Origin of the sequence: Natrinema altunense (assembly GCF_000731985.1) — an archaeon.
GTDB lineage: Archaea > Halobacteriota > Halobacteria > Halobacteriales > Natrialbaceae > Natrinema > Natrinema altunense.
Map to the genome: position 1 here is coordinate 264,957 of NZ_JNCS01000002.1, position 22,093 is coordinate 287,049.

Sequence of the window (22,093 nt, forward strand, 5' to 3'; positions counted from 1 at the left end):
CAGCCGCAATTCACCAATGTCACGATACGAAGTTACGATCGAGAAAGACGCCTGCGACGGCATCTTCGCCTGTTTGACCCGCGACCCGCGCTTCGTCGAGGGCGGGGACGGCCTCGCGACGATCGATCCCGGCGCGGACCCGGTCTACGACTGCGAGGGCGAGGTCACCGACACCGCCGAGCGCGTCGTCGCGACGTTCGACGACGACCGAATCGACGAAGCCCGGCAGGCCGCCGCGGCCTGTCCGACGGACGCGATCGTCGTCGAGGAGGTGGGCGAATGAGCGACGCGGAATCCGCGACCGAGATCGAGGTGCCGTCGGATCCGCTGGCCGGCCACGCCGCGACCGCGTACTTCTGGGGCCACGTCGCCGGCAGCGGCGACGTTTCGGACGACGGCATCGAGGTCGTCGCCAACGACGAGGCGTCCGCACAGGTGCTGGCCGCCGTCGCCGGGGGCGACCTCGAGCACGACACGACCAGCCGCGAGTACGCCCACGACACGTCGATTACGCGGACGGAAGACGAATACACGCTCTCGATCGACGGTGACGACGACTCGGGCCTGCTCGGCCGGAGCGGTACGCTCGGGCTCCCCGTCGACGGCCGCGGGAACTACCGCTTCGGCGCGTTCTCGAACTACGACCGGGAACTGCTCCGCGGACTGCTCGAGGGCTGTGGCACCGTCTGCTTCAAATCAAAGAGCGGCACCGTCGGGATCTCGTTCGTCCACGACGACGCGGACCTGCTCGAACTCGTACGGGACCTGTTCGACGACTGCCCGGTCGACGCCCCGATGGGGGAGCTGTCGGAGACGTCTTCCGGCGGCTACTGGTTCGGCGTCGACGACGACGCCGCGCCCGACTTCGGCGCGTGGCTCTACGAGAACTGCGACGAAACGGGGCTGTTCGCGCCGAGTCGCCGCCGCAAGTTGGAGCGGAGCCTCGAGCAGGCCGAGGCGTACGACGAGTAACCATCCGACAGATCGACACCTACGATACCGATGAGCACACCCGACCAGACCACGCCCGCACCGACAGCCGGATTCGACGACGAGGCCGTCCTCCTGATCGGTCACGGCTCCCGACGCGAGAAGTCCAACGAACAGGTCCGCGAACTGGCCGCCGCTCTCGAGTCCCGACTCGGGATTCCGGTCGACGCCGCGTTCCTCGAGCTCGCGGAGCCGGCGATCGACGAGGCCTTCGCGGGACTCGCGGCCGTCACGTCGCAGGTGACGGTCGTCCACTGCTCGCTGTTCGCCGCGAGCCACGTCAAAAACGATGTCCCGCTGGCGATCGAGCAGGCCCGCGCCGAACACGACATCGAGATCAACAACGGCGCGCATCTGGGCGTCCATCCCGCGATTCTGGACCTGCTCGACGACCGCGCCGCCGCGGTCGAGGCCGACCTCGGCGTCGATCGTGCGGACGACGACGTAGCCGTCGTCGTCTGCGGGCGCGGCTCGAGCGATCCGGACGCCAACGGCGACGTTCACAAGCTGGCCCGACTGCTCTACGAGGGCCGTGCGTTCGACCGCGTGGAGGCGTCGTTCATCGGCGTGACGGAGCCGACGCTCGAGGAGACGCTCCACGGGCTCTCGAAACACCGGCCCGACGCGGTCGTCGTCCTGCCGTATATGCTCGGCGACGGCGTCCTCACCCAGCGGGTCCGGGACTGGACCGCCGACTTCGACGACGACTACCCCTACGTCGACGCGCTGGCCGGCGACCCGCTCGGGACCGACTCCCGGCTGCTCGACGTCTTCGCCGACCGCTGGGAGGAAGCCCGGACCGACAGCGTCGAGATGTCCTGTGACACCTGCAAGTACAAGGTCGATCTCGAGGGCTACGAGGAGGACGTCGGCGGCGCGCGGGCCATGCTGCGGGCGCTGGCCCATCAGGAGGCCCACGCCGACCGCGACGACATCGACGAGGAGCCCGACAGCCACGACGCGCCGGAAAAGCACGTCGCCGTCTGTACCAACCAGACCTGTGCCAAGATGGGGTCCCCGGCGGTCCTCGAGCGCCTGCGCCAGGAAGTGCGGGACTCCGACCACTGCGACGCCCGCATCACGCGGTCGTCCTGCCTGGGCCGTTGCGGCGACGGGCCGATGGTCGCGGTCTACCCGGACGGGATCTGGTACGGCGGCGTCGAGGACGCCGACGCCGAACGGATCGTCGGCGACCACCTCGATCGGGACCGCATCGTGAGCGAACTCGTCGATCAGACACTGTAACGCCGACCGAAACACACGAATTCGACACATCATACATCAACCCATGAGCTGCCACGAAATCGAAGCGCTACGACTCGGACTGATGAACGTCCTCGGCGTCGGGGACGACAGCACCCGCGATCACGCGGAGAAGGAACTCGAGGGCCACCTTGAGGGGCCGATCAAGGGCCTCGCGGAGGCCGACAGCCTCGCCGAGGTAGAACGCCATCTGGACGCGGCGTTGGTCGATCTGGAGGAGGAGGTCGCATCGATGGACGGCGACGACCCCGAGTACGACTACACGCGGGGGCGGCTGCTCGCGGTCCGCGACGCCGAGCGGGCGGTCCAGCGACTGCACGCGCAAGGCGAGAGCATCGTCGACGGGCTCGGCGACGCTCACGACACCCTCCACGAGACGTTCCCGGTCGAGGAGTAACGATGGCCGAAACTGTAGATACCGAACGCGAAAACGCCCTCGAGTGCCGGTCGGTTCCGCTCGGTGAGATCGAACCCGCCCGGAGCCGCCATATGTGGACCCGATCCGCGGTCGGCTTCGCCGCCGCCGGCGACCTCGTCGTCACCGCCGAGTGGGACGGCACCGTCACCGCCCGCGATGTCGACTCGCTCGAGACCCGCTGGTCGACCGCCCATCCGGACCACGCGGTCGGGATCGCGTCGCTCCCGGAGAGTGACATGATCGTCGTCGCGGGCCGCGGCCGGACGGGGACGATCGCGGCCTACGACGCCGAGACCGGCGACCGGCAGTGGCGGTACGACACCGCCGACGACGTCGGCGAGGCAGTCAAGGACACGGTCTTCTACCTGCCCTACGTCGTCGCCTGCGAGACCGGTACCGACGCCAAAGGGAACGAGCGCGTCTACGCCGCCGCGCGACGGTACGAGCGCGACGGCGAGAACCGACGGTGGCACAGCACGGTCTACGCGTTCGACCCCGACGGCGCGATCCGCTGGACATACGAAACCGACGCCTCGCCCATCGCGCTCGATCTCGACGCCGACGGCGAGCGGCTGGCGGTCGGCTACAACCGCTGTCTGGGCGACCACGACACCGGTCTCGTCGTCCTCGACCCCGAGTCGGGCGACCTCGAGTGGACCTGGGACCCCGGTACCGAAGGCGACCGCCGCGTCGGCGACGTCTCGTTCGACGGGGACGCGATCGCCGTCTCGAGCCACGGCGACAAACGCGGCTATCTGCTCGGACCCGGCGGTGCCGAGCGCTGGCGGGTCGACCTCGCGGTCGAAACCGAGATCGACGGCGAACGGCTGTACGCCTATCCGAACCACGCCTACGCGGACGACGGTCGCGTGGCGTTCGTGACCGGCAATACCTACGCGATCGAGAGCCGCGAGACGGAGCATCGTCATCCGAACGAACACCGGGTCGCCGCGTTCGACGCCGACGGCGACCCCCTGTGGGACGACGACGTTCGGGGCTTCGTCCACGGCCTCGCCGCCGACGGGGGGCGACTCGTCGCTCCCTGTGCCCAGAACTTCCGCGTTCGTGATCCGGACACCCACGCCGTCCGCTGGTTCGACTTCGAGTCCGGTGCGAGCGCCACCGAGCACCTCGACGGAATCGCGACGGCGGCCGCTGTCGAGGACGGAACGGTCGCAGCCATCGAGGAGCCCGTCGCATACCACGACGACGGCGAGACGCGCGGCGAGTACGCGCTTCGGGTCGGCTCGCTCGAGTAGCGCCGTCGATCGGTCGTTTTCGCGAACGGTTCTCCGGAGATCGTGTTGGCTAGTCGCACACGCAAGGACAACCCCCACAACGCTCACGAGCGTCCGTGTGCCCGTATAATGACCGAGAGTTCTGCACGCGACGGCCGCGAGGTGCGTTCGGATCTCGGGCGGGTCGAACGCTCCTCGAGCCGTCTCGACAAAACTGAGCGGACGACGGGACCGCCACGCCGGGTGATGACCGACGGCGGACAGGCGGAGATGGAGGGATCTGACGACCAACCCGAGGACGCGAGCGACGCCGACGCGGCCCCCGAGGAAGCGGACGCCGACGCCGAAGAAGGGGGGGCGGACCCTGCCGAAAGCGAGGAGCCCCAAGGAGGGGAAGACGAATCCGAAGGGGCAGTCGAAAGCGAAGACGAGGACGAAAAAGGAGACACCGAGGAAGAGGTGGCAGTCACGGAAGAGGAGGCCGAAGACGAAACGGAAGCCGAGGAGGGTGAGGGCGACGAAGAAACGGTTGAAACGGACGGGGAGGACGCCGACGGCGAGGAGGAAGACGAGTACCACGTCGAAGACGCCGAAGACGTCTACCAGGACGACGAAACGGCCGGCGTCCTCCACCTCGACCTCGACGGTCTCTTCTTGGACCTGCTCGGCCTCGAGGTGAACCTGAATCCGGTCACGCTCGACGTCTCGGCGCGACCTGGGGGGAACAACCTGCTCGGGAACTTGCTGTCGGCAGTCACGGGGCTTCTCGACGGTCCCGGTGCCGTGCTGGACAAAGTCCAGTCGCTCTTGGGCAAACCAAAAGAGCTGCTCGGTTCCCTGGTTAGCAAGCCAAAAAAGCTTCTCAGCAACGTGCTTGGAAAGCCCAGAGAATGGCTCAGTAGCGCACTCGGCAAGCCAAGGGAGTGGCTCAGTGGACTCTTTGGCGGTGGCACTGGCGAGCCGGCGGAAGCTGACGAACCGGACGCCGAGGAAACGAAACCAGCAGCAGCCGACGACGAGGAGGCGGAACCGAGCGAGGGCGACGAGACGCCGGGCCGCATCTCCAGGGCGGCCAGCTGGCTCAGAGGGAAGTTGTCCGGGCTCGTTCCCAGCTTCCCGACCGAGGAGATCGTGGCGGTGATCGTCAGCAAAGTGATCGAACAGCTAATCGAACGACTCGAGCCGGAGCGTGAGGAAGAGGCCGGCGGACAGGTGGAGCCGTCACAGGCGGAGGCATCATCATGAGCGACGATTCAATCACACAGCGGATCGATACCGAGAAGATCACCGAAAACGTCGACGTCGACGAACTGGTCGAGGGGACCCAGTGGGAAGAGGAGATCGACGGGGACAAGCCGCTCGGAGAAGCGCTTGGCGGACAGATCGGTGCGATCCTCGGGCGAGCGATCGGCGAATCCCTCGGGCGGACGATCGGGAACATGGTCGTCGACGAACTGCTCAGTTCCGGCGACGAAGACGGGGAGGAGGGCGAGGAGGCCGCTGAGGAAGGCGCGGAAACGGGTGAGGAAGGAGCGGAAGCGGACGAAGCGGCTACCGAAGCGGACGAGCCCGAGACCGAAGGGGACGACGAGAGCGGCGAAGACGTGGCCCAGGACGACTCCGAATCGGGCGAGGAAGGCGACGCATCGGCGGACGAAGAATCCGAACAGACGACCGACGCCGAGGAGTAACACCGTGACACAGCATACGCTCCCGCTCGATAACCCGACTCGAGGTGGTCGTCGTGAGTGACGGGACCGGACTGAAGGGACTGGTGGCCGACGAGGTGAGCAATCAACTCGAGGTCGCCGATATGCTCGGCGACGGAGCAATCGAGGACGGCATCGACGGCGGCGAGGTCGGCGCAGCGGTCGGTCGACGGTTCGGCGAACGGTTCGGACGGGAAGTCGGGGCGGCGATCGGCCGAGAAGTCCACGAGACGATCGCCGAAGGCGTCGACGAGGGAAAAGAACTCGGCGAGATCAGAACTGAAGTATCGGCGGCGATTCGGGACGCTCTCGAGGATTCGGTCTCGGAGATCACGGGTCGCGATTCGCTCGAGTCGGTAGCCAGGAGTGTGACCGACGGCAGCAGCGCCGCGGGACTTCTCGATAGCATCGGCGGCGACGGACGCGACGAACCTGCGGGAGACGAGTCGGAGAGCGATTCGCAGGCGACGCCAGAGGAGGACGTGTCCGAGAGCAACGCCGACGATGACGCCGAGACGGCTGCGGCCGAGCAGGAAGCGGCGGAAGACGATGGCGACGGATCTGATGGCGAGGCTGAGGCATCCGATGAAGCCGGCGCGTCCGACGAGGCCGAAGCGGAGCCGTCGATGGATAACCTCGAGGACCGCAGGGCCGACACCCTCGAGGACTTCCTCGGGGTGATGTCCTACAGCGACTTGCAGTCGGTCGCGAAGGACGTCGGCGTGAAGGCGAACCTCAGCCGGGAGGAGATGACCGACGCGATCATCGGGACAGTGATCGACGAAGAGGACGACGACTCGGGTTCGGAGTCAGAAGCCGAGGCGGCAGCCGAGTAGTCGACCGACACGACGCTCCCAATCACGGATCGCGGGACCGACGCCGGTGCGGCCATACCAGGAGACAGCTATGACCGACGCACAACTACGGGATCGAGTGGACGAGGTATTGAACCAGGCCGCCGCGTCGAGCAGTTCGATCGTCGCCGACGACGGCTCGGCTAGCGAGGGCGAGTCCCCCGAGATGACCCTGCTCGAGACCGCCGAGGAAGCGAACGAGCTACTCGAGACGGCCGACCCCGCCGCCCTGCTCGCAGCGGTGGGGCTGGACACGCTCGCGGACGGAACCGAACCGGAGTCGATTCCGGAGGCCATTGCTCGGGGCGACCAGGAGACCCTCAAGGACCTGCGGCGGTTGCTTCACCTCGCGAAACTCGCCGACCGGGCGAACGACCGCGATCTCGAGGCGACTGCCGACGGGCTTCGGGAGACGATCGGTGACCGTGAGACAGCCGGGAGGACGGACGCGGACACCACAGCGGATGCGGAAACGACGGCATCCGGAGGCGACACGGCGGAGGAGACGTCCGACGACCTCGGGGATCGACTCCGCTCGTCGATGCGGTCCTCCGTCGAGCGGTTCGGCGACGATGTCGTGCAACTCAGAGAACGACTCGAGTCCGCGAGTGAGGGGGCCGCCCGCAGCGACACGTCGGCGGCCGATGGGACGGCTGCCGACGCTGGGTCCGCGGACGAGAGCGGTACCGAAGAAGCGGCGGACGAAGCGGAAGCGGCAGACGAGGAAGAAACGGTGGGCGAAGCGAAAGACGAAGGGATTCTCGGATCGGGGCTCGGCGGCGACCGGACTCGCGGAACGTCGGGCGGTCCGAGCCGCCATTCGACGATGGCACCGCCCCCGTCCGAGCGGGCTGACATGCGGGGGGTCACACGTCACTCGACGATGCCGGACAAGCACGGGTAGCGGATCGGGTCGGCCTCGAGCGAGAACGACGCAGCCGGAACCACGGACAGGCCATCTCCCGCCGAAGCCGTCTCCAGACTTTCGTCGACGAGTCGTGTATGGCAAGACACGTTAGCGAGCGGCAGGTCCGTCACTGGCTGGACGAGACGGCGATCCAGAACGTGACGTCCAACGCCGACGAGGATACCGACCTCAACATCCAGGTCGAACTCTCACGGCTTCCGGTCCACGTCATCGAAGAAGACGAGTTCGGACCGTTCGAATCGTCGATCGAAGCGGATTCGACACGTTCCTCGACGAGGACGGTGCGTCCTGCCAGTTGGGCGAGGCGGAGACGGGACAGGTAGAGTATCGGATCTATCCCGACGCCGCCACCTAGCAGGCCCTGATAGACGGACTCATGGCGATCGCGACGGCCATGCGGGACCTCTAGAACGTCGTAGTCGCCGTGGCGGGTAATTGAATTCCATTACGCGTTCGCCCGCAGTGGATCCTCGAGAGCGGTTCATAACCGTCAACGGATACGATGAACGGTACGTTTATACGCCCGTATTCCATCGTTGTTCCCAATATGGAATATCGACGGAGGGCGCTACTCGGGGCGAGTGCCGCGGGGATTGCCGCGGCCGTCGGGGGCTGTCTCGGATCGGACGCCGAGGGTGAGGGATCGATCGCCGGGGAGGAACTCGCGCTCGCGACGACGACCAGCACGGAAGCGACGGGACTGCTCGACGAGATCAACGCGGCGTTCGAGGAGCGCTTCGGGACGCGCGTCGCGGCCAACGCGGAAGGGACGGGGGCCGCGATCCGCTCGGCTCGAGACGGGAACGCCGACGTCATTCTGGTCCACGCCCGTTCGCGCGAGGACGAGTTCATGCAGGAGGGCTATGGCGTCAACCGGCGGGACCTGATGTTCAACGATTTCGTGATCGTCGGCCCGAGCGACGATCCGGCGGGTGCAGGCGACGCTGGGGGGGCGGCGGCCGCCTTCGACGCCATCGCGAGTGCGCAAGCGCCGTTCGTCTCTCGCGGAGACGAATCCGGGACGCACACGAAAGAGCTCGTCATCTGGGAGCACGCGGACAACGAACCCGGCGGCGAGTGGTATCAGAGCCTCGGTCAGGGGATGGGCGAGACGCTGACCCACGCCAACGAGGCCGGGGCCTACACGCTCGCGGATCGAGGGACGTACCTCTCGCGGGACGATATCGACCTCGAGATTCTGGTTCAAGGCCCGATCGAGGACGGGCCGGCGTTGCTCGCGAACCCGTACGGGATCATGGCGGTCAACCCCGAGATCCACTCGAACGTCAACTACCAGCTCGCGATGACCTACATCGGCTTCGTTACGAGCCCCGAGGGACAGGAGATCATCGCGGAGTTTACGGCGAACGGGGAACAGTTGTTCTATCCCGAGGCGCTGTCCGCGGAACCGAACTTCCAGCAGTACGTGCCGGAGGGATGGCAGCCGGACTCCGCGGACGACTGACACAGCCGCCACCAGACCGGCTCCGGGGACGTACCAATGCCAATCGATGCCCTCTCCGATCCGACCTACCTCCGAAGCGTTATCCGGCTATCGCTAACGGTCAGTCTGCTCGCAGTCCTGCTGAGCACCGCCGTGAGCCTCCCGATCGCCTTCGCCGTCGGGTTCGCGGACTTCCGGGGAAAGCGGTTCGTCACCGCCGTCATCAACACTGGCATGGGGTTTCCGAGCGTCGTCGTCGGGCTCCTCGTCTGGTACGCTCTTTCGAACCGAGGCCCGCTGGGAACGCTGAACCTCATCTATACCCCGGAGGCCATGATCATTTCGCAACTCGTGCTCGCCACACCGGTGATCACCGGCGTCGCCCTCTCGGCGGTCGAGAGCGTCGACGACGCCGTCCGAGACGCAGCCTACGGGATCGGCGGGACTCGAGCGGACGTCGCTCTCATCACGCTCAAGGAGGCTCGGTACGGCGTCATCACCGGGATTCTCGCGGGCTTCGGCCGCGCGATCAGCGAGGTCGGCTCCGTTCTCATCGTGGGCGGCAACATCGCCTACGCCGACGGGACCTCGAAAACCCGGACGCTGACGACCGCGATCCAGTTCGAGGTCCGGAAAGGCGAGTTCGAGACGGCGCTGATCCTCGGTGCCGTGTTGCTCGTCCTCGTGTTGCTCGTCAACGGGGTCGTCCTGCGACTCGGGGGGCGATGACCGTGCGAGCGCACCCCGTCGACCCGTCCACGACCGCGGTGAGACGGCCATGAACTTCGAACTCGAGCGTGCGTCTTACGGCGTCGACGGGACGCCCATTCTGACCGACATCTCGCTGGCCGTCGGCGCGGGCGAGGTCGTGACAGTGATTGGCCCGTCGGGGGCCGGCAAGTCAACGCTCTTGCGGCTGGCTGCCCTATTCGAGCGACCGACCGACGGTGCGGTCCGCTGTGACGGGACGGAGCCGTGGTCGCTCCCGCGAGGCGATCGCCTCGCGCTCCGGCGGCGAATCGGGGTCGTCTTCCAGCAGGCGAGCCTGTTCGAGACCTCGGTGGCGCGCAACGTCGACGCCGGTCGGCGGATTCGTCGGCCGTGGTCCAGCCGGCTCCGGGGCTTCGCCGAACGGCTCACGGCCCGCTGGATTCACGGGTCGCCGACGGTCGACGATCGGACGCTCGAGGCCCTCGAACTCGTCGGTCTTAGGGACGAGTGGGACCGAGACGCGGCGTCGCTGTCGGGCGGGGAGGCCCAGCGGGTCTCGTTCGCCCGTGCGCTCGCACCCCGCCCGGAACTGCTCGTCCTCGACGAGCCGACGTCCGATCTCGACCCGCGGAACACGGCCATCCTCGAGCGGGCGATCGGGCGGGCGCGCGACCGCGATCACGGCGTGTTGCTCGCGACCCACGACATGCACCAGGCCGAGCGGATCTCGGATCGGGTCGCCTTCCTGCTCGATGGCGAACTGGTCGAGATCGGCCCGCCCGAGCGGGTGTTCGAGGAGCCGCGGGACGAACGGACCGCGCGGTTCGTCCGCGGCGATCTGCTGTACGATGAAAACGAACTTCTCGTCTGACCGCGAAGGGGGACTCGAGAACCCCGCCGGCCTCGGCGGGACTCCCACCGGCGACCGATACCCATGGAAAAGGAGTTCGACCCCTACCTGCGGATCGACGACGTGAGCGTCGACCGCAGCGACATCGCGATGTTACGCGCGATCGACGACCGTGGCTCGCTGTCGGGCGCGGCGGCGGCCCTCGAACGCTCGTACCCGCGCCTCCAGCAGCGCGTGGTCGAACTCGAGGCGGCGGCCGGACCGTTAGTCGAGCGGACCCGGGGCGGGGCCGACGGCGGCGGGAGCTCCTTGACGGAGACCGCCAGGGACCTGCTGGCGCGATTCGATCGGCTGGTCGCGGCCTACGAAGGCGTCGCCCGCGTCGACGAGACGGTGCTCACGGGACCGGTCGTCGACCGCGACGGTGAACTCGCGACCGTCGAAACCGGTGCCGGCGACGTGCTGGCTGTCGTCCCGACCGACGCCGCCACTGCGTCCGTGACGATCCGATCTGACGCGGTCAGTTTGCACGCGCCGACGGACGTCCCCCGAGCCGAGGGGACGAGCGTCCGGAACCGATTTTCGGGGACCGTCTCGTGGCTCGAGACCGGCGACGCGGTCGCGAGAGTGGGCGTCGAACTCGCGGACGGGGACAGTGGGGACGACGGCGTTGGTCGGGACGACGAGGATCGAAGTGGCGTCGGGAACGTCGGCCACGGGGACGGCGACGCGGGGAGCGACCTCGTGGCGCTGGTCACGCGGCGGAGCGTCGCGGCGTTGGGACTCGAGCCGGGGCGGTCGATCGTCGCTTCGGTAAAGGCGACGGCGGCGCGGGGCGTCGCGAGGGACGAACGGACCGAAGAGTGAGCGACGGCACACGCAACCGCAGTAGGTCGTCACCGTTCCGATCCCCAACGCTTTCTCGCGGGGACTCGTATCGACGCGCATGTACGACTCCATTCTGGTCGCGACCGACGGGAGCGAAGCCGCGGCGACCGCGGTCGAGCACGCGATCGCGCTCGCGGACCGATTCGACGCGTCGTTGTACGGCATCGCCGTCGTCGACGAGCGGACCGCGTACGATACCGGCATCGTCGATCCCGACGAGGCGCGACGGCACCTCGAAGAGCGCGCGGCGGCCCGGCTCGAGACCCTCGAGTCGACTGCGACAGCGGCCGAGGTGACCGTCGAGACGGCGGTTCGAGCGGGCGTCCCCCACGAGGAAATCCTCGAGTACGCGGCCGAACGGGACGCGAGCGCGATCGTGCTCGGTTCTCGCGGCCGGTCGTCGTTCAAGGGGGCGTTGCTCGGCAGTACCGTCGACAGGGTCGTCCGGACCGCGGATCGGCCGGTACTGGTCGTCGGCTAGCCGGTGTCACGGACCGAACGTTTACCTCGCCTGTCGTGTGACGTAGTCGTATGTCACTGCTCGTTCCCTTCGACGGGTCGGAACTGGCGACGCGAGCGCTCGAGCGGGCGTCGACGTTCGGCGACTTACTCGACGAGGAGATCGTCGTTCTGACGGTGATTCCGGACGACGCCGACTACGCGCGGGATCGAGGTTGGATCACGCAGGGCGAGCCGTTCGATACGGAAGCGATCGCCGCGGGGATGCAGCGCCGTGCCGACGAGGTCGCACCGGAGGCGACGGTCCGGACCGAGCGGGTCAGTTCGGACGAGCCGACCGCGACGTCGACGACGAACGTCGTCCGCGAGATACGACGCGTCGCCGCCGATATCGAGGCATCGGTCGTGTTCATCGGCTCGGAGAACGCGGGCTCGGTCATCGCGCCACAGTCGAGCGTCGGCGGGCCGGTCGCGAGCGATCACCGCTACGACGTCTACGTCGTTCGCGCACCCGGACACGAGGTCGATCCCGAGGAGATCGCCGACATCGATTCGACGCAGGACGGCCTCTGATCGGCGCGAGGACCGCCCCGGGGCGGCCGGGTACGACCTGACCACTGCACGGCGATTCGGAGGAACGTTTATTCCCCTGACCATCCACGGTTCGGACGAGACATGGTCGATCGGAACGGGTGGGGTCGAGACGCGTCCACGTCGATCGGCACCACCCACACCCCACCCGAGTCGTTCGTCGAGCAGGCGAACGTCTCGGACCCGGGCGTCCACGACGAGTTCGAGGCGAACTGGCCGGACTGTTGGGAGCGTGCGGCCGCCCTCCTCTCGTGGGACGAGCCCTACGAGACGGTCCTCGCGGACGGGGACGCGCCCTTCTATCGCTGGTTCGCCGACGGACGACTCAACGCCTCGTACAACTGCCTAGACCGGCACCTCGAGTCGGGGCGGAAGAACCACGCCGCGATCCGCTGGGAGGGCAAACAGGGCGAGCGCCGAACCTACACTTACCGGGACCTTTACGTCGAGGTCAACGAGTTCGCGGCGGCTCTGCGGGACCGCGGCGTCGAGGAAGACGACGTCGTGACGATCTACCTGCCGATGATCCCGGAGCTGCCGATCGCGATGCTCGCTTGCGCCCGGATCGGCGCGCCCCACAGCGTCGTCTTCGCCGGGCTCTCGTCGGACGCGCTCGCGACGCGGATGGACGCCGCCGACAGCGAGTATCTGGTCACCTGCGACGGCTACTACCGACGGGGTGATGCGTTCAACCAGAAGAGCAAGGCGGACAACGCCCGCATCGCGCTCGAACAGGACGTTCGAACCGTCGTCGTCGATCGGCTCGGCGACGACCTGCCCCACGTCCTCGGCGACGACGAGTGGGACTACCACGACCTCCGCGACGAGTTCGCGGGCGAGACCGTCGCGCCGGTCTCCCGGGACGCCGAAGATATGCTGTTCCTGATGTACACCTCGGGAACGACCGGTGAGCCGAAAGGCGTCGTTCACTCGACGGGCGGCTACCTCGCCCACGTCGCGTGGACGAGCCACGCCGTCCTCGACGTCAAGCCCGCCGATACCTACTGGTGTGCCGCCGACATCGGGTGGATCACCGGGCACTCCTATATCGTCTACGGCCCCCTCGCGCTCGGGACGACGACGGTGATGTACGAGGGGACGCCGGACTATCCCGACCGGGATCGGCTCTGGGAGATCGTCGACCGCAACGCCGTCGACGTCTTCTACACCGCGCCGACGGCGATCCGCGCGTTCATGAAGTGGGGGTCGGACTACCCCGACGACCACGATCTGTCCTCGCTGCGCCTGCTCGGGACGGTCGGCGAACCGATCAGCCCGCGCCCCTGGAACTGGTATCGCGAACACATCGGCGGCGGGGACTGCCCGGTCGTCGACACCTGGTGGCAGACCGAAACCGGCGCGGTGACGATCTCCACGCTCCCCGGCATCGACGAGATGAAGCCCGGGTCCGCCGGGCCGCCGCTGCCGGGGATCGACGCCCGGGTCGTCGACGAGGCCGGTGACGACGTCGCACCCGGCGAGACCGGCTACCTCACGATCGGCCGGCCCTGGCCCGGGATGGCCCGGACGCTGTACGACAACGACGAGCGCTTCGTCGCGGAGTACTGGCAGCGGTTTTCCGAACCCGCGTCCGACGACTGGCGCTACTTCAGCGGCGACACGGCCCGCGTCGACGAGGACGGCTACATCACCGTTCTCGGGCGGGTCGACGACGTGATCTCGGTCTCGGGCCACCGGCTGGGAACCGTGGAGATCGAGAGCGCGATCGCCGACGCCGACGGCGTCGCCGAGGCCGCCGTCGTCGGCCGCTCGAGCGAGACCGGCGAGACCGACATCTACGCCTACGTCAGCACGGAGCGCGGGCACGACTCCGGCCGGGAGATCCGACGGGCGATCCGCGACAACGTCGAGTCCGCGATCGGGCCGATCGCCCGACCCGAAGCGGTGATCTTCACCCCGGAACTCCCCAAGACGCGGTCGGGCAAGATCATGCGCCGCCTGCTCGAGGACGTCGCCAACGGCGAGGAACTGGGCGACACCTCGGCGCTTCGCAATCCCGAGATCGTCGGCGAGATCCAGGCCGAGATCGGCGACGAGGACGATCGCGAGGACGCGGACCGGTAGCGTTTCGCGGATTTCACGGACGCGAAACAGGTTACGCACCGGCTGCCGACGCTCTACCCGATTCCCTCTCATAGCCGCCCGCGATAGACGATACAATTATGTTCGCGTCCCCAGAATGACCGAATCAGATCCGATGGGCTTCGAGGGGACTCTGGGGGCGGTACTCACCCGGCGGGAGTACGAGTCGCTGCTCGATGCGGCCGAGACCTACCGTGAAGCGCTGGTGGTCCGACTCTGCGGTGATGTCGGGCTTCGACCGACCGAACTGACCCGCCTCTCGATCGACGACATCGAGCAGGTCCGGATCGATCCGCCGCGATACTTGATCCGCATCCCGATCGCCGACGATCGCGGCACTCGAACCGCGTACCTGCCGACCCGCGTCGAACGGGAACTCCGTCGATACGCCCGAAGCAACGATCTCTCGAGCGACGATCGGGTTTTCACCGTCACGCCCCGTCGGCTCCAGATGCTGGTCTCGGATGTCGCCGATCGGGCGAGCGAGCTGTTCGACGAGCCCTCGCTCGGCGACGTTTCGACGAGCGATCTCCGCCAGTACTTCGCCCACACCGCGCTGGTCGACCACGACGTCAATCCGCGCGTGGTCAAAACCGCGGGCGGCTGGCGCAGTTTCGAAGCCCTCGAGTCCTACCTCCCCGAGCCCACCGACGCCGAAATCGTCGACGCGTTCGACGCGGTGGAGGGGCCGTCCGGCCCGCGATCCGGCGAGCCCCAGTCGGGGCCCGCAGTGAGCGACGACAGCGTCGTTCGGCTCCTGTTGGCCGCCAGCGATCGGTACGCGCTCGTCCGTCTCGACGCGGACGGTTACGTCGAGCGCTGGAACCGCAGCGCGGCCGCGCTGTTCGGCTACCGGGCCGGCGAGATCGTCGGCACCCACGTCTCCGCGTTCTACACCGACGAGGCCGTCGAATCGGGCGCTCCCGAACGAACGCTCTCGACGGCGCTCGACGAGTCGGGCTGCGAAACCGAGGGGTGGCGCGTCCACGAGGACGGGTCGCGGTTTCGCGCGACCGAAGTCGTCTCGCCGCTCCGGGACGATCAGGGCCGCCACCGCGGCTTCGCCGTCTTCGTCCGCGACGGGACGGCCGCACACGAGACACTCGAGGCTGCCCGCCAGCGCCGTGACGAACTCGACCGACTGTACGCCGTCGCCCGGCGACATCGGGACCTGACCGCGGCGTTGCTCGAATCGACGGATCACGAGGGGGTGGAGACGCGGACGTGTGACGCGCTCGCCGACGGCCGGGCCTACGAGTTCGTCTGGATCGACCGGGCGACGATCGCGGACCGGCGAGGACGGCTCGCGTCCAGCGGGATCGATCCCGACGCGATCGAGCGCGTCGTCCCCGACGAATGGCGAGCGGACGAGCCGGCCGCGCCACTCGAGCGCTCGACGTCGGCGGCCGAGGCCGTTCCGGAGGAGGGGACGGTGCTGGTCGCGGACGACGTCACGGCGACGCTCGAGGGCGACGACCAGTTCGAGGGGGCCGTCGCGCGGGTCGCGCTCGCGTACGGTGATACCGTCTACGGGACGCTGTCGGTCGCGACCGAGCGCGCGGATGCGTTCGCGGACGACGAACGCACGTGGTTGGCGACGATCGGCCGGCAAGTCGGCTACGCGATCGGTGCCATCCGCCGCCGGAACCTGCTGCTGTCCGACCGCGTGCTCGAACTCGAGGTGGCCTGTCGGGACGAGCGCTCCTTTTTCGTCGATACCTCGCGTCGACTCGACTGCCGCTTCGAACTCGACTCGCTGGTGCCGATCGACGAATCGACTCACCTCTACTACGTTCGACTCGAGGGAGCGTCGCCGGCCGACGTTTTCGATCTCGCCGACACCGCCACCGGGATCGAGGACTGCCGGCTGATCGAGACCGACGAGGACGGTTGGCGCGTCGAGTTCGTCGTCGAGGGCTCCTGTCCGATCGTCACGCTGACCGAGTACGGCGTGACCGTCCACGAGGCGGTCTTCGAGGGCGGGTCGGCGTCGATCACCGGCGACTGCGCGGCCGACGCCGACCTCAGGACGACCCTCGACGGCCTCCGTTCGGCGTTCCCCGACTCCGAACTGGTCGGGAAACGCGAGACCGAGCGGACCGTCCAGACCGCCCGCGAGTTCCGCGAAGGGCTCGAGGATCGGTTGACCGACCGCCAGGAGGCCGCCCTTCGCGCGGCCTACTTCGGTGGCTACTACGACTGGCCACGGGAGAGCACGGCTGAAGAAGTCGCCGACGCCATGGGCGTTTCCTCCCCGACGCTGCACAATCACCTGCGGAAGGGCCAACACGAACTGCTCCGAACGTTCCTCGACGATCCCGAGGAGTAGGCGGCCGATCACGCGAGAGCGGTACTAAGTCTCTAGACGGTCCGTCCGATCCGGACGTCTCGCTTGCCAGACCGATCTATTGGTTGTCACGACCCGTCGTTCCGCGACGCGTCGCGCCCCGATACCAGGGAATCGGCCGGCCCACGAACCCCCTGTCACAGCCGCCGAGAGTCAATAAATGCGAGGGACCGTCGGGGAAGACCGGGTCGGTTTTGCACATCTAGAGGCCGGCTTTACTATGTGGGTACCCGATTGAGTGGGTGTACCATGTCACAGGAGGATGCCAACCTCGAGGCACGACTCGCGGAGCAGGAGGCCTTCGAGCCGCCCGAGTCGTTCGTCGAGCAGGCAAACGTCACTGAGCAGGGGATCTACGAGGAGTTCGAGGAGAACTGGCCGGAGTGTTGGGAGCGGGCGGCCGACCTCCTCTCGTGGGACGAGGCGTACGATACCGTCCTCGAGGACGGGAACGCCCCGTTCTACGAGTGGTTCACCGGCGGCGAACTCAACGCGTCGTACAACTGTCTCGACCGACACGTAGCGGAGGGTCGCGGCGACAGCGTGGCGATCGAGTGGGAAGGCGAACTCGGGGAGGAACGGACGTACACCTACGACGAACTCCTGGCCGAGGTCGAGGACTTCGCGGCGACGCTGCGGGGCCTCGGCGTCGAGGAGGACGATATCGTCACGTTGTACATGCCGATGATTCCGGAGTTGCCGATCGCGATGCTCGCCTGCGCCCGGATCGGCGCGCCCCACAGCGTCGTCTTCGCCGGCTTCTCGGCCGACGCCTTGGCGACCCGAATGAACTCGGCCGATAGCGAGTATCTGGTCACCTGCGACGGCTACTATCGCCGCGGCGACGCGCTCGATCACATCTCGAAGGCCAACGAGGGGCTCGCGGGCGTCGAGCACGCGGTCTCCGATGTCGTCGTCGTCGACAGACTGGGCGACGATCTCGAGCACGACCTCACGGACAACCAACACGACTACGACGAACTCGTCGCCGACCACGAGGGGTCGACGGTCGAACCGGTCTCCCGGGACGCCGAGGACATGCTGTTCCTGATGTATACGTCGGGCACGACCGGCAAGCCCAAGGGTGTCAAACACACCACCGGCGGCTACCTCGCCTACAGCGCCTGGACGAGCCACGCCGTCCTCGACATCGAGGCCGACGACACCTACTGGTGCTCGGCCGACATCGGCTGGATCACCGGCCACTCCTACATCGTCTACGGCCCGCTCGCGTTGGGCACGACGAGCGTGATGTACGAGGGAACCCCCGACTACCCAGACAAGGACCGGCTGTGGGAGATCGTCGAGAAGAACGGCGTCGACATCTTCTACACCGCGCCGACGGCGATCCGGGCGTTCATGAAGTGGGGCGAGGAGTACACGCAGAACCACGACCTCTCCTCGCTGCGCTTGCTCGGCACCGTCGGGGAGCCGATCAATCCGCGGGCGTGGAAGTGGTACTACAAGCACATCGGCAACGAGGAGTGTCCGATCGTCGACACCTGGTGGCAGACCGAGACCGGGGGAATGATGATCACGACGCTGCCGGGGATCAACACGATGAAACCCGGTTCGGCGGGGCCACCACTACCGGGAATCGACGCTCGCGTCGTCGACGCGCAGGGCGAGGAAGTCGACGCCGGTCAGGCCGGTTACGTCACGGTCAACAACCCGTGGCCCGGCATGCTCCGCACGCTGTACGACAACGACGAGCGGTTCATTCAGGAGTACTGGGACGAGTACTCGGACGAGGAAACCGACGAGTGGGTCTACTTCCCCGAGGACGGCGCAAAGATCGACGACGACGGCTACATCACCATCCTCGGCCGGGTCGACGACGTGATCAACGTCTCCGGCCACCGGCTGGGCACCATGGAGATCGAGTCGGCCGTCGTCGGCGTCGAGGGGATCGCCGAAGCCGCCGTCGTCGGCGGCGACCACGAGGTCAAAGGCGAGGCGGTCTACGTCTACGCCATCCCCGAAGACGGCTACGAGGACCGTGAAGCCGAACTCGAGGAGGAAGCCATGGAGGCCGTCCTCGACTCCATCGGGCCGATCGCCAAGCCCGAAGAGATCGTCTTCACGCACGAACTGCCCAAGACGCGGTCGGGCAAGATCATGCGCCGGTTGTTAGAGGACATCGCGAGCGGGAACGAACTCGGGAACACCTCGACGCTGCGCAATCCCGATGTCGTCGACGACATCGCAGCACAGGTCGAAACGGACTGAGACCGCCGATCGGAACTGCCGTTTTCCGACTCGAAACAACACGCTAACCGACGGACGATTGACGCACCCATGTCAGACAAACCCAACCACGATACGACGGACGGTACCCGCGACGTCGCGACCGACGGCGGGATAAGCGACGTTGAGCGCGAACAACAGATCGACTACATGAACGTCGAGATCAACCTACTCAAGCCGGCGACCCCGTTCATGCGGGATCACTTACGGATCATCTGGATCGGTTTCGGGATCTGGGTTCTAACGACGTTCGCACCGATCACGGCGACGCGTCTCGCACCCGATCTGATGACGCAGTCGATGCCGTTGATCGGGTTCCCGTTACACTACTTCCTGCTCGCCATCGTCGGGCCGGGGGCGGCGCTCGTCCTCTCGGTGTGGTACGCACGGAAGCGCGATCAGATCGACGAGAAGTACGGTATCGAACAGGGCGTTGGCGAACCGGAGACGACCGACACCGTCCCGGACGACGCGGCCGCGACTGACGGGGGTATCGACGAATGATCGACGCTACCCCACTCACGGCAAATCTCGCGATCGATGCGGCGGAATCGATGCCGCTGCAGGCGGGTTCCGAATTACTCCCGGAGAATCTGAACGTCTCGTTCAAACTCCTTCCGTCGATCATCGTCATCGGCATGATGCTGTTGTTCATCGTGGCCGGCTTCATGTTCAAGGTCGCCGACACGGACGACATGTGGGTGGCGGGCCGGTCGATCGGGAACCTCGAGAACGGAATGGCAATCGGTGCCAACTGGATGTCGGCCGCGACGTACCTCGGTGTGGCAGCGACCGTCGCCATCTCGGGCGTCTACGGGCTGGCGTACGTCATCGGCTGGACGACCGGCTACTTCATCCTGCTCATCTTCATGGCCGCCCAGATGCGCCGGTTCGGAAAGTACACCGCGCCGGACTTCGTCGGCGACCGGTTTAATTCCGACACCGCACGCGCCCTCGCGGCGGTCACCACGTTCCTGATCGGGTTCGTCTACGCACTCGGACAGGCTCGCGGGATGGGGCTCGTCGGGCTGTACATCCTCGGTGACTGGTCGGCGCTCACCGGTGGCTTGCTGACCGCGTACCAGACGATGATGGTGGTCTTCATGGTCATCACCGTCGGCTACCTCTCGCTGTCGGGGATGCTCGGCGCGACGAAGAACATGGTCCTCCAGTACGTCATCCTCATCGTCGCGTTCCTGCTCGGACTGGTCGTCACGGGCTGGTCCGCGGGGTACACGACCGTGTTGCCTCAACTCGAGTACGGGATGATGATCGACAGCCTCGGGACGCAGTTCTCGGCCCCGTTTGCGGGCGGGAGCTACTACCTGTGGGTCGCGACGTGTTTCAGTCTGGTCTTCGGGACGTGTGGCCTGCCCCACGTGCTGGTTAGGTTCTACACCGTCAAAAACGAACGCGTGGCCCGCTGGTCGTGTACCTGGGGGCTGTTCTTCATCTCGCTGCTGTACCTGAGCGCGCCCGCCTTCGCCGCGATCGGAACTGCACTGTACGGCGACGAGATCGGTGCCGTGTACGGGGACCCGGGTATGACCAGTGCCGCCGGCGACGTGCTCGTCGTGTTGGCCGCACAGCTCGCCGACTTACCGTCGTGGTTCGTCGGGTTCGTCGCGGCCGGCGGTATCGCCGCGGCCGTCGCGACGACGGCCGGGCTGTTCATCGCCGCCTCGTCCGCGATCTCCCACGACATCTACGCGAACATCATCAACGAGGACGCGACGCAGCGCCAGCAGGTTCTCGTCGGGCGTCTGAGCATCATCCTGATCGGCGCGCTCACGATCGTCTTCGCGCTGAACCCCCAGCAGCCGATCGCGGCCCTGGTCGGGTTCGCCTTCTCGCTTGCAGCCATCGTGCTGTTCCCGATGTTCTTCCTCGGGCTCTGGTGGGAGAACACGAACCGCCCGGGTGCGCTCAGCGGCATGGTGACCGGCCTGGTCGTCTGGTTCGTTCCCATGATCAACGAGGGGAACTTCGGCCTCGTCAACGGTGGCGCGGGACTTGGCATCGAGGTCATCTCGACGTGGATGCCGGCTATCGGCTCGGCGCTCGTCGGCACGCCGATCGTGTTCGCGGTGACGATCGCCGTCTCGCTCGTGACCACCGAGCCGCCGCTGCGGACCAAACAGATGGTCCGACAGTGTCACAGTCCCGATCCGATGCCAAGTGATAAGACTGCGGCGGACATCGTCGCCGAGAAGAACCGAGACGGAAGCGCACCTGCGGACGACTAACCATGTACGAACGCATACTCGTGCCGACGGACGGGAGCAACGTCGCGGAAGCAGCGGTCGAGCAGGCGATCGATATCGCCACGAAGTACGACGCGGAGATTCACGCGCTGTTCGTCGCCGACACCGACGCGATCGCGTACGGACTGGGGGCCGAACAGGTCGACCGAATCCGACAGGGCCAGTTCGAAGGCATGACGGAGCTACGCGAGGACGCCGAGGAGGCGACCGCTTACGTCACGAACGCGGCCGAGGCGGCCGGTCTGACTGCGACCGAGCGTCACGCCGGCGGCCAGCCCCACCGGATGATCGCCGACTACGCCGCGGACAACGATATCGACCTCATCGTGATCGGCAGTCACGGTCGCTCCGGCGTCCGCCGGGCGTTGCTCGGGAGCGTCACCGAGCGCGTGCTCCGCTCGACGCACGTTCCCGTCCTGGTCGTCGACTACACCGACGAGGACTGACGCGGCCACACACGACTGCGACACCATCGACACGATTCGTCACCATGAGAGACTCAGTATCACGGCGTTCGGGAGGGCAGCCTCGATGAGCGTTATCGACCGAGTACGCGAACACATCGCGGACAACGGGACCGGGATGATCTACGACCTGCTGTTCGCCGTCGTCTGGGTCGCACTCGTGCGATTCCTCTTCGATTTCGTCTTCGTCGACGCCCCCAGATGGGCCTTCTACATGTTCATGCTCGCAGGCATCGTCGCCTACTTCGGCTTCTTCTTCTCGCTCGAGCAGGCCACCCGGCAGTGACGGCGGGACCGGGCGTGAACCCGGTTCGACGGCGCGACA

Annotated in this window: 23 protein-coding genes; all 23 read left to right on the plus strand. The window is 67.0% G+C overall.

The genetic code is table 11. From position 1 onward, the window contains the following. Positions 1–16: 16 nt before the first annotated feature. The 23 genes from ALTAJ2_RS05530 to ALTAJ2_RS05640 all read left to right on the plus strand — a co-directional run bounded on the left by ALTAJ2_RS05530 (position 17) and on the right by ALTAJ2_RS05640 (position 22,054). The gene (locus tag ALTAJ2_RS05530; RefSeq protein WP_007108247.1) at positions 17–283 is read left to right on the plus strand and encodes a ferredoxin; all 267 of its coding nucleotides are present in this window, start codon (positions 17–19) and stop codon (positions 281–283) included. Further along, on the plus strand, positions 280–972 hold the full coding sequence (locus ALTAJ2_RS05535; RefSeq protein WP_007108248.1) for a hypothetical protein: 693 nt from the start codon (positions 280–282) through the stop codon (positions 970–972). The genes ALTAJ2_RS05530 and ALTAJ2_RS05535 overlap by 4 nt, the downstream gene beginning before the upstream one ends. 30 nt (positions 973–1,002) lie before the next feature. Then, on the plus strand, positions 1,003–2,235 hold the full coding sequence (locus ALTAJ2_RS05540; RefSeq protein ID WP_007108249.1) for a CbiX/SirB N-terminal domain-containing protein: 1,233 nt from the start codon (positions 1,003–1,005) through the stop codon (positions 2,233–2,235). Between the two features lie 43 nt (positions 2,236–2,278). Continuing rightward, positions 2,279–2,650 carry a DUF3209 family protein gene (locus tag ALTAJ2_RS05545; RefSeq protein ID WP_007108250.1) on the plus strand — a complete coding sequence of 124 codons (372 nt, stop codon included), beginning with the start codon at positions 2,279–2,281 and terminating at the stop codon, positions 2,648–2,650. 2 nt (positions 2,651–2,652) lie between these two features. After that, positions 2,653–3,930: an outer membrane protein assembly factor BamB family protein gene (locus ALTAJ2_RS05550; protein ID WP_007108251.1), complete on the plus strand. Its 1,278-nt coding sequence runs from the start codon at positions 2,653–2,655 to the stop codon at positions 3,928–3,930. A gap of 108 nt (positions 3,931–4,038) precedes the next feature. Continuing rightward, positions 4,039–5,154 (plus strand): hypothetical protein, encoded by a 1,116-nt coding sequence (locus ALTAJ2_RS05555; protein ID WP_007108252.1) that lies wholly within the window; start codon positions 4,039–4,041, stop codon positions 5,152–5,154. Continuing rightward, positions 5,151–5,600, plus strand: coding sequence for a hypothetical protein (locus ALTAJ2_RS05560; RefSeq protein WP_007108253.1), 450 nt, complete (start codon positions 5,151–5,153; stop codon positions 5,598–5,600). The genes ALTAJ2_RS05555 and ALTAJ2_RS05560 overlap by 4 nt, the downstream gene beginning before the upstream one ends. A 44-nt stretch (positions 5,601–5,644) precedes the next feature. Beyond that, complete coding sequence (locus ALTAJ2_RS05565; protein ID WP_007108254.1) at positions 5,645–6,454, plus strand: hypothetical protein; 810 nt, start codon at positions 5,645–5,647, stop codon at positions 6,452–6,454. A 70-nt stretch (positions 6,455–6,524) separates the two neighbouring features. Further along, the gene (locus tag ALTAJ2_RS05570; RefSeq protein WP_049899850.1) at positions 6,525–7,376 is read left to right on the plus strand and encodes a hypothetical protein; all 852 of its coding nucleotides are present in this window, start codon (positions 6,525–6,527) and stop codon (positions 7,374–7,376) included. A gap of 98 nt (positions 7,377–7,474) precedes the next feature. Further along, positions 7,475–7,723 (plus strand): hypothetical protein, encoded by a 249-nt coding sequence (locus tag ALTAJ2_RS05575; protein WP_007108256.1) that lies wholly within the window; start codon positions 7,475–7,477, stop codon positions 7,721–7,723. Between the two features lie 224 nt (positions 7,724–7,947). Continuing rightward, the gene (locus ALTAJ2_RS05580; RefSeq protein WP_007108257.1) at positions 7,948–8,865 is read left to right on the plus strand and encodes a substrate-binding domain-containing protein; all 918 of its coding nucleotides are present in this window, start codon (positions 7,948–7,950) and stop codon (positions 8,863–8,865) included. A gap of 36 nt (positions 8,866–8,901) precedes the next feature. Next, entirely contained in the window at positions 8,902–9,573 is a 672-nt protein-coding gene (locus tag ALTAJ2_RS05585; RefSeq protein WP_007108258.1) for an ABC transporter permease, read from the plus strand. 49 nt (positions 9,574–9,622) lie between these two features. Further along, entirely contained in the window at positions 9,623–10,426 is an 804-nt protein-coding gene (locus tag ALTAJ2_RS05590) for an ABC transporter ATP-binding protein (protein ID WP_007108259.1), read from the plus strand. Positions 10,427–10,489: 63 nt separating this feature from the next. Continuing rightward, a complete protein-coding gene (locus tag ALTAJ2_RS05595) occupies positions 10,490–11,272 on the plus strand; it encodes a TOBE domain-containing protein (RefSeq protein WP_007108260.1) in 783 nt (260 codons plus the stop codon). A gap of 79 nt (positions 11,273–11,351) precedes the next feature. Beyond that, positions 11,352–11,774, plus strand: coding sequence for a universal stress protein (locus tag ALTAJ2_RS05600; protein WP_007108261.1), 423 nt, complete (start codon positions 11,352–11,354; stop codon positions 11,772–11,774). A 50-nt stretch (positions 11,775–11,824) separates the two neighbouring features. Beyond that, on the plus strand, positions 11,825–12,325 hold the full coding sequence (locus ALTAJ2_RS05605) for a universal stress protein (RefSeq protein ID WP_007108262.1): 501 nt from the start codon (positions 11,825–11,827) through the stop codon (positions 12,323–12,325). Positions 12,326–12,427: 102 nt separating this feature from the next. Then, entirely contained in the window at positions 12,428–14,428 is a 2,001-nt protein-coding gene (gene acs / locus ALTAJ2_RS05610) for an acetate--CoA ligase (protein ID WP_007108263.1), read from the plus strand. 133 nt (positions 14,429–14,561) lie between these two features. After that, on the plus strand, positions 14,562–16,775 hold the full coding sequence (locus tag ALTAJ2_RS05615; RefSeq protein ID WP_007108264.1) for a bacterio-opsin activator domain-containing protein: 2,214 nt from the start codon (positions 14,562–14,564) through the stop codon (positions 16,773–16,775). Between the two features lie 267 nt (positions 16,776–17,042). Continuing rightward, positions 17,043–19,022: an acetate--CoA ligase gene (acs, locus tag ALTAJ2_RS05620; RefSeq protein ID WP_007108265.1), complete on the plus strand. Its 1,980-nt coding sequence runs from the start codon at positions 17,043–17,045 to the stop codon at positions 19,020–19,022. 69 nt (positions 19,023–19,091) lie between these two features. Then, positions 19,092–19,544: a DUF4212 domain-containing protein gene (locus ALTAJ2_RS05625; RefSeq protein ID WP_007108266.1), complete on the plus strand. Its 453-nt coding sequence runs from the start codon at positions 19,092–19,094 to the stop codon at positions 19,542–19,544. Further along, on the plus strand, positions 19,541–21,286 hold the full coding sequence (locus ALTAJ2_RS05630; protein WP_007108267.1) for a sodium:solute symporter family transporter: 1,746 nt from the start codon (positions 19,541–19,543) through the stop codon (positions 21,284–21,286). The genes ALTAJ2_RS05625 and ALTAJ2_RS05630 overlap by 4 nt, the downstream gene beginning before the upstream one ends. Before the next feature lie 2 nt (positions 21,287–21,288). Beyond that, positions 21,289–21,750, plus strand: coding sequence for a universal stress protein (locus ALTAJ2_RS05635; RefSeq protein WP_007108268.1), 462 nt, complete (start codon positions 21,289–21,291; stop codon positions 21,748–21,750). An 85-nt stretch (positions 21,751–21,835) separates the two neighbouring features. Then, positions 21,836–22,054, plus strand: coding sequence for a hypothetical protein (locus tag ALTAJ2_RS05640; RefSeq protein WP_007108269.1), 219 nt, complete (start codon positions 21,836–21,838; stop codon positions 22,052–22,054). The last annotated feature ends 39 nt before the right edge of the window (positions 22,055–22,093 follow it).

Coding starts and splice junctions, on each gene's coding strand:
- ALTAJ2_RS05530 (WP_007108247.1), top strand. CDS start 17: ATGTCACGATACGAAGTTACGATCGAGAAAGACGCCTGCGACGGCATC.
- ALTAJ2_RS05535 (WP_007108248.1), top strand. CDS start 280: ATGAGCGACGCGGAATCCGCGACCGAGATCGAGGTGCCGTCGGATCCG.
- ALTAJ2_RS05540 (WP_007108249.1), top strand. CDS start 1,003: ATGAGCACACCCGACCAGACCACGCCCGCACCGACAGCCGGATTCGAC.
- ALTAJ2_RS05545 (WP_007108250.1), top strand. CDS start 2,279: ATGAGCTGCCACGAAATCGAAGCGCTACGACTCGGACTGATGAACGTC.
- ALTAJ2_RS05550 (WP_007108251.1), top strand. CDS start 2,653: ATGGCCGAAACTGTAGATACCGAACGCGAAAACGCCCTCGAGTGCCGG.
- ALTAJ2_RS05555 (WP_007108252.1), top strand. CDS start 4,039: ATGACCGAGAGTTCTGCACGCGACGGCCGCGAGGTGCGTTCGGATCTC.
- ALTAJ2_RS05560 (WP_007108253.1), top strand. CDS start 5,151: ATGAGCGACGATTCAATCACACAGCGGATCGATACCGAGAAGATCACC.
- ALTAJ2_RS05570 (WP_049899850.1), top strand. CDS start 6,525: ATGACCGACGCACAACTACGGGATCGAGTGGACGAGGTATTGAACCAG.
- ALTAJ2_RS05575 (WP_007108256.1), top strand. CDS start 7,475: ATGGCAAGACACGTTAGCGAGCGGCAGGTCCGTCACTGGCTGGACGAG.
- ALTAJ2_RS05580 (WP_007108257.1), top strand. CDS start 7,948: ATGGAATATCGACGGAGGGCGCTACTCGGGGCGAGTGCCGCGGGGATT.
- ALTAJ2_RS05585 (WP_007108258.1), top strand. CDS start 8,902: ATGCCAATCGATGCCCTCTCCGATCCGACCTACCTCCGAAGCGTTATC.
- ALTAJ2_RS05590 (WP_007108259.1), top strand. CDS start 9,623: ATGAACTTCGAACTCGAGCGTGCGTCTTACGGCGTCGACGGGACGCCC.
- ALTAJ2_RS05595 (WP_007108260.1), top strand. CDS start 10,490: ATGGAAAAGGAGTTCGACCCCTACCTGCGGATCGACGACGTGAGCGTC.
- ALTAJ2_RS05600 (WP_007108261.1), top strand. CDS start 11,352: ATGTACGACTCCATTCTGGTCGCGACCGACGGGAGCGAAGCCGCGGCG.
- ALTAJ2_RS05605 (WP_007108262.1), top strand. CDS start 11,825: ATGTCACTGCTCGTTCCCTTCGACGGGTCGGAACTGGCGACGCGAGCG.
- acs (WP_007108263.1), top strand. CDS start 12,428: ATGGTCGATCGGAACGGGTGGGGTCGAGACGCGTCCACGTCGATCGGC.
- ALTAJ2_RS05615 (WP_007108264.1), top strand. CDS start 14,562: ATGGGCTTCGAGGGGACTCTGGGGGCGGTACTCACCCGGCGGGAGTAC.
- acs (WP_007108265.1), top strand. CDS start 17,043: ATGTCACAGGAGGATGCCAACCTCGAGGCACGACTCGCGGAGCAGGAG.
- ALTAJ2_RS05625 (WP_007108266.1), top strand. CDS start 19,092: ATGTCAGACAAACCCAACCACGATACGACGGACGGTACCCGCGACGTC.
- ALTAJ2_RS05630 (WP_007108267.1), top strand. CDS start 19,541: ATGATCGACGCTACCCCACTCACGGCAAATCTCGCGATCGATGCGGCG.
- ALTAJ2_RS05635 (WP_007108268.1), top strand. CDS start 21,289: ATGTACGAACGCATACTCGTGCCGACGGACGGGAGCAACGTCGCGGAA.
- ALTAJ2_RS05640 (WP_007108269.1), top strand. CDS start 21,836: ATGAGCGTTATCGACCGAGTACGCGAACACATCGCGGACAACGGGACC.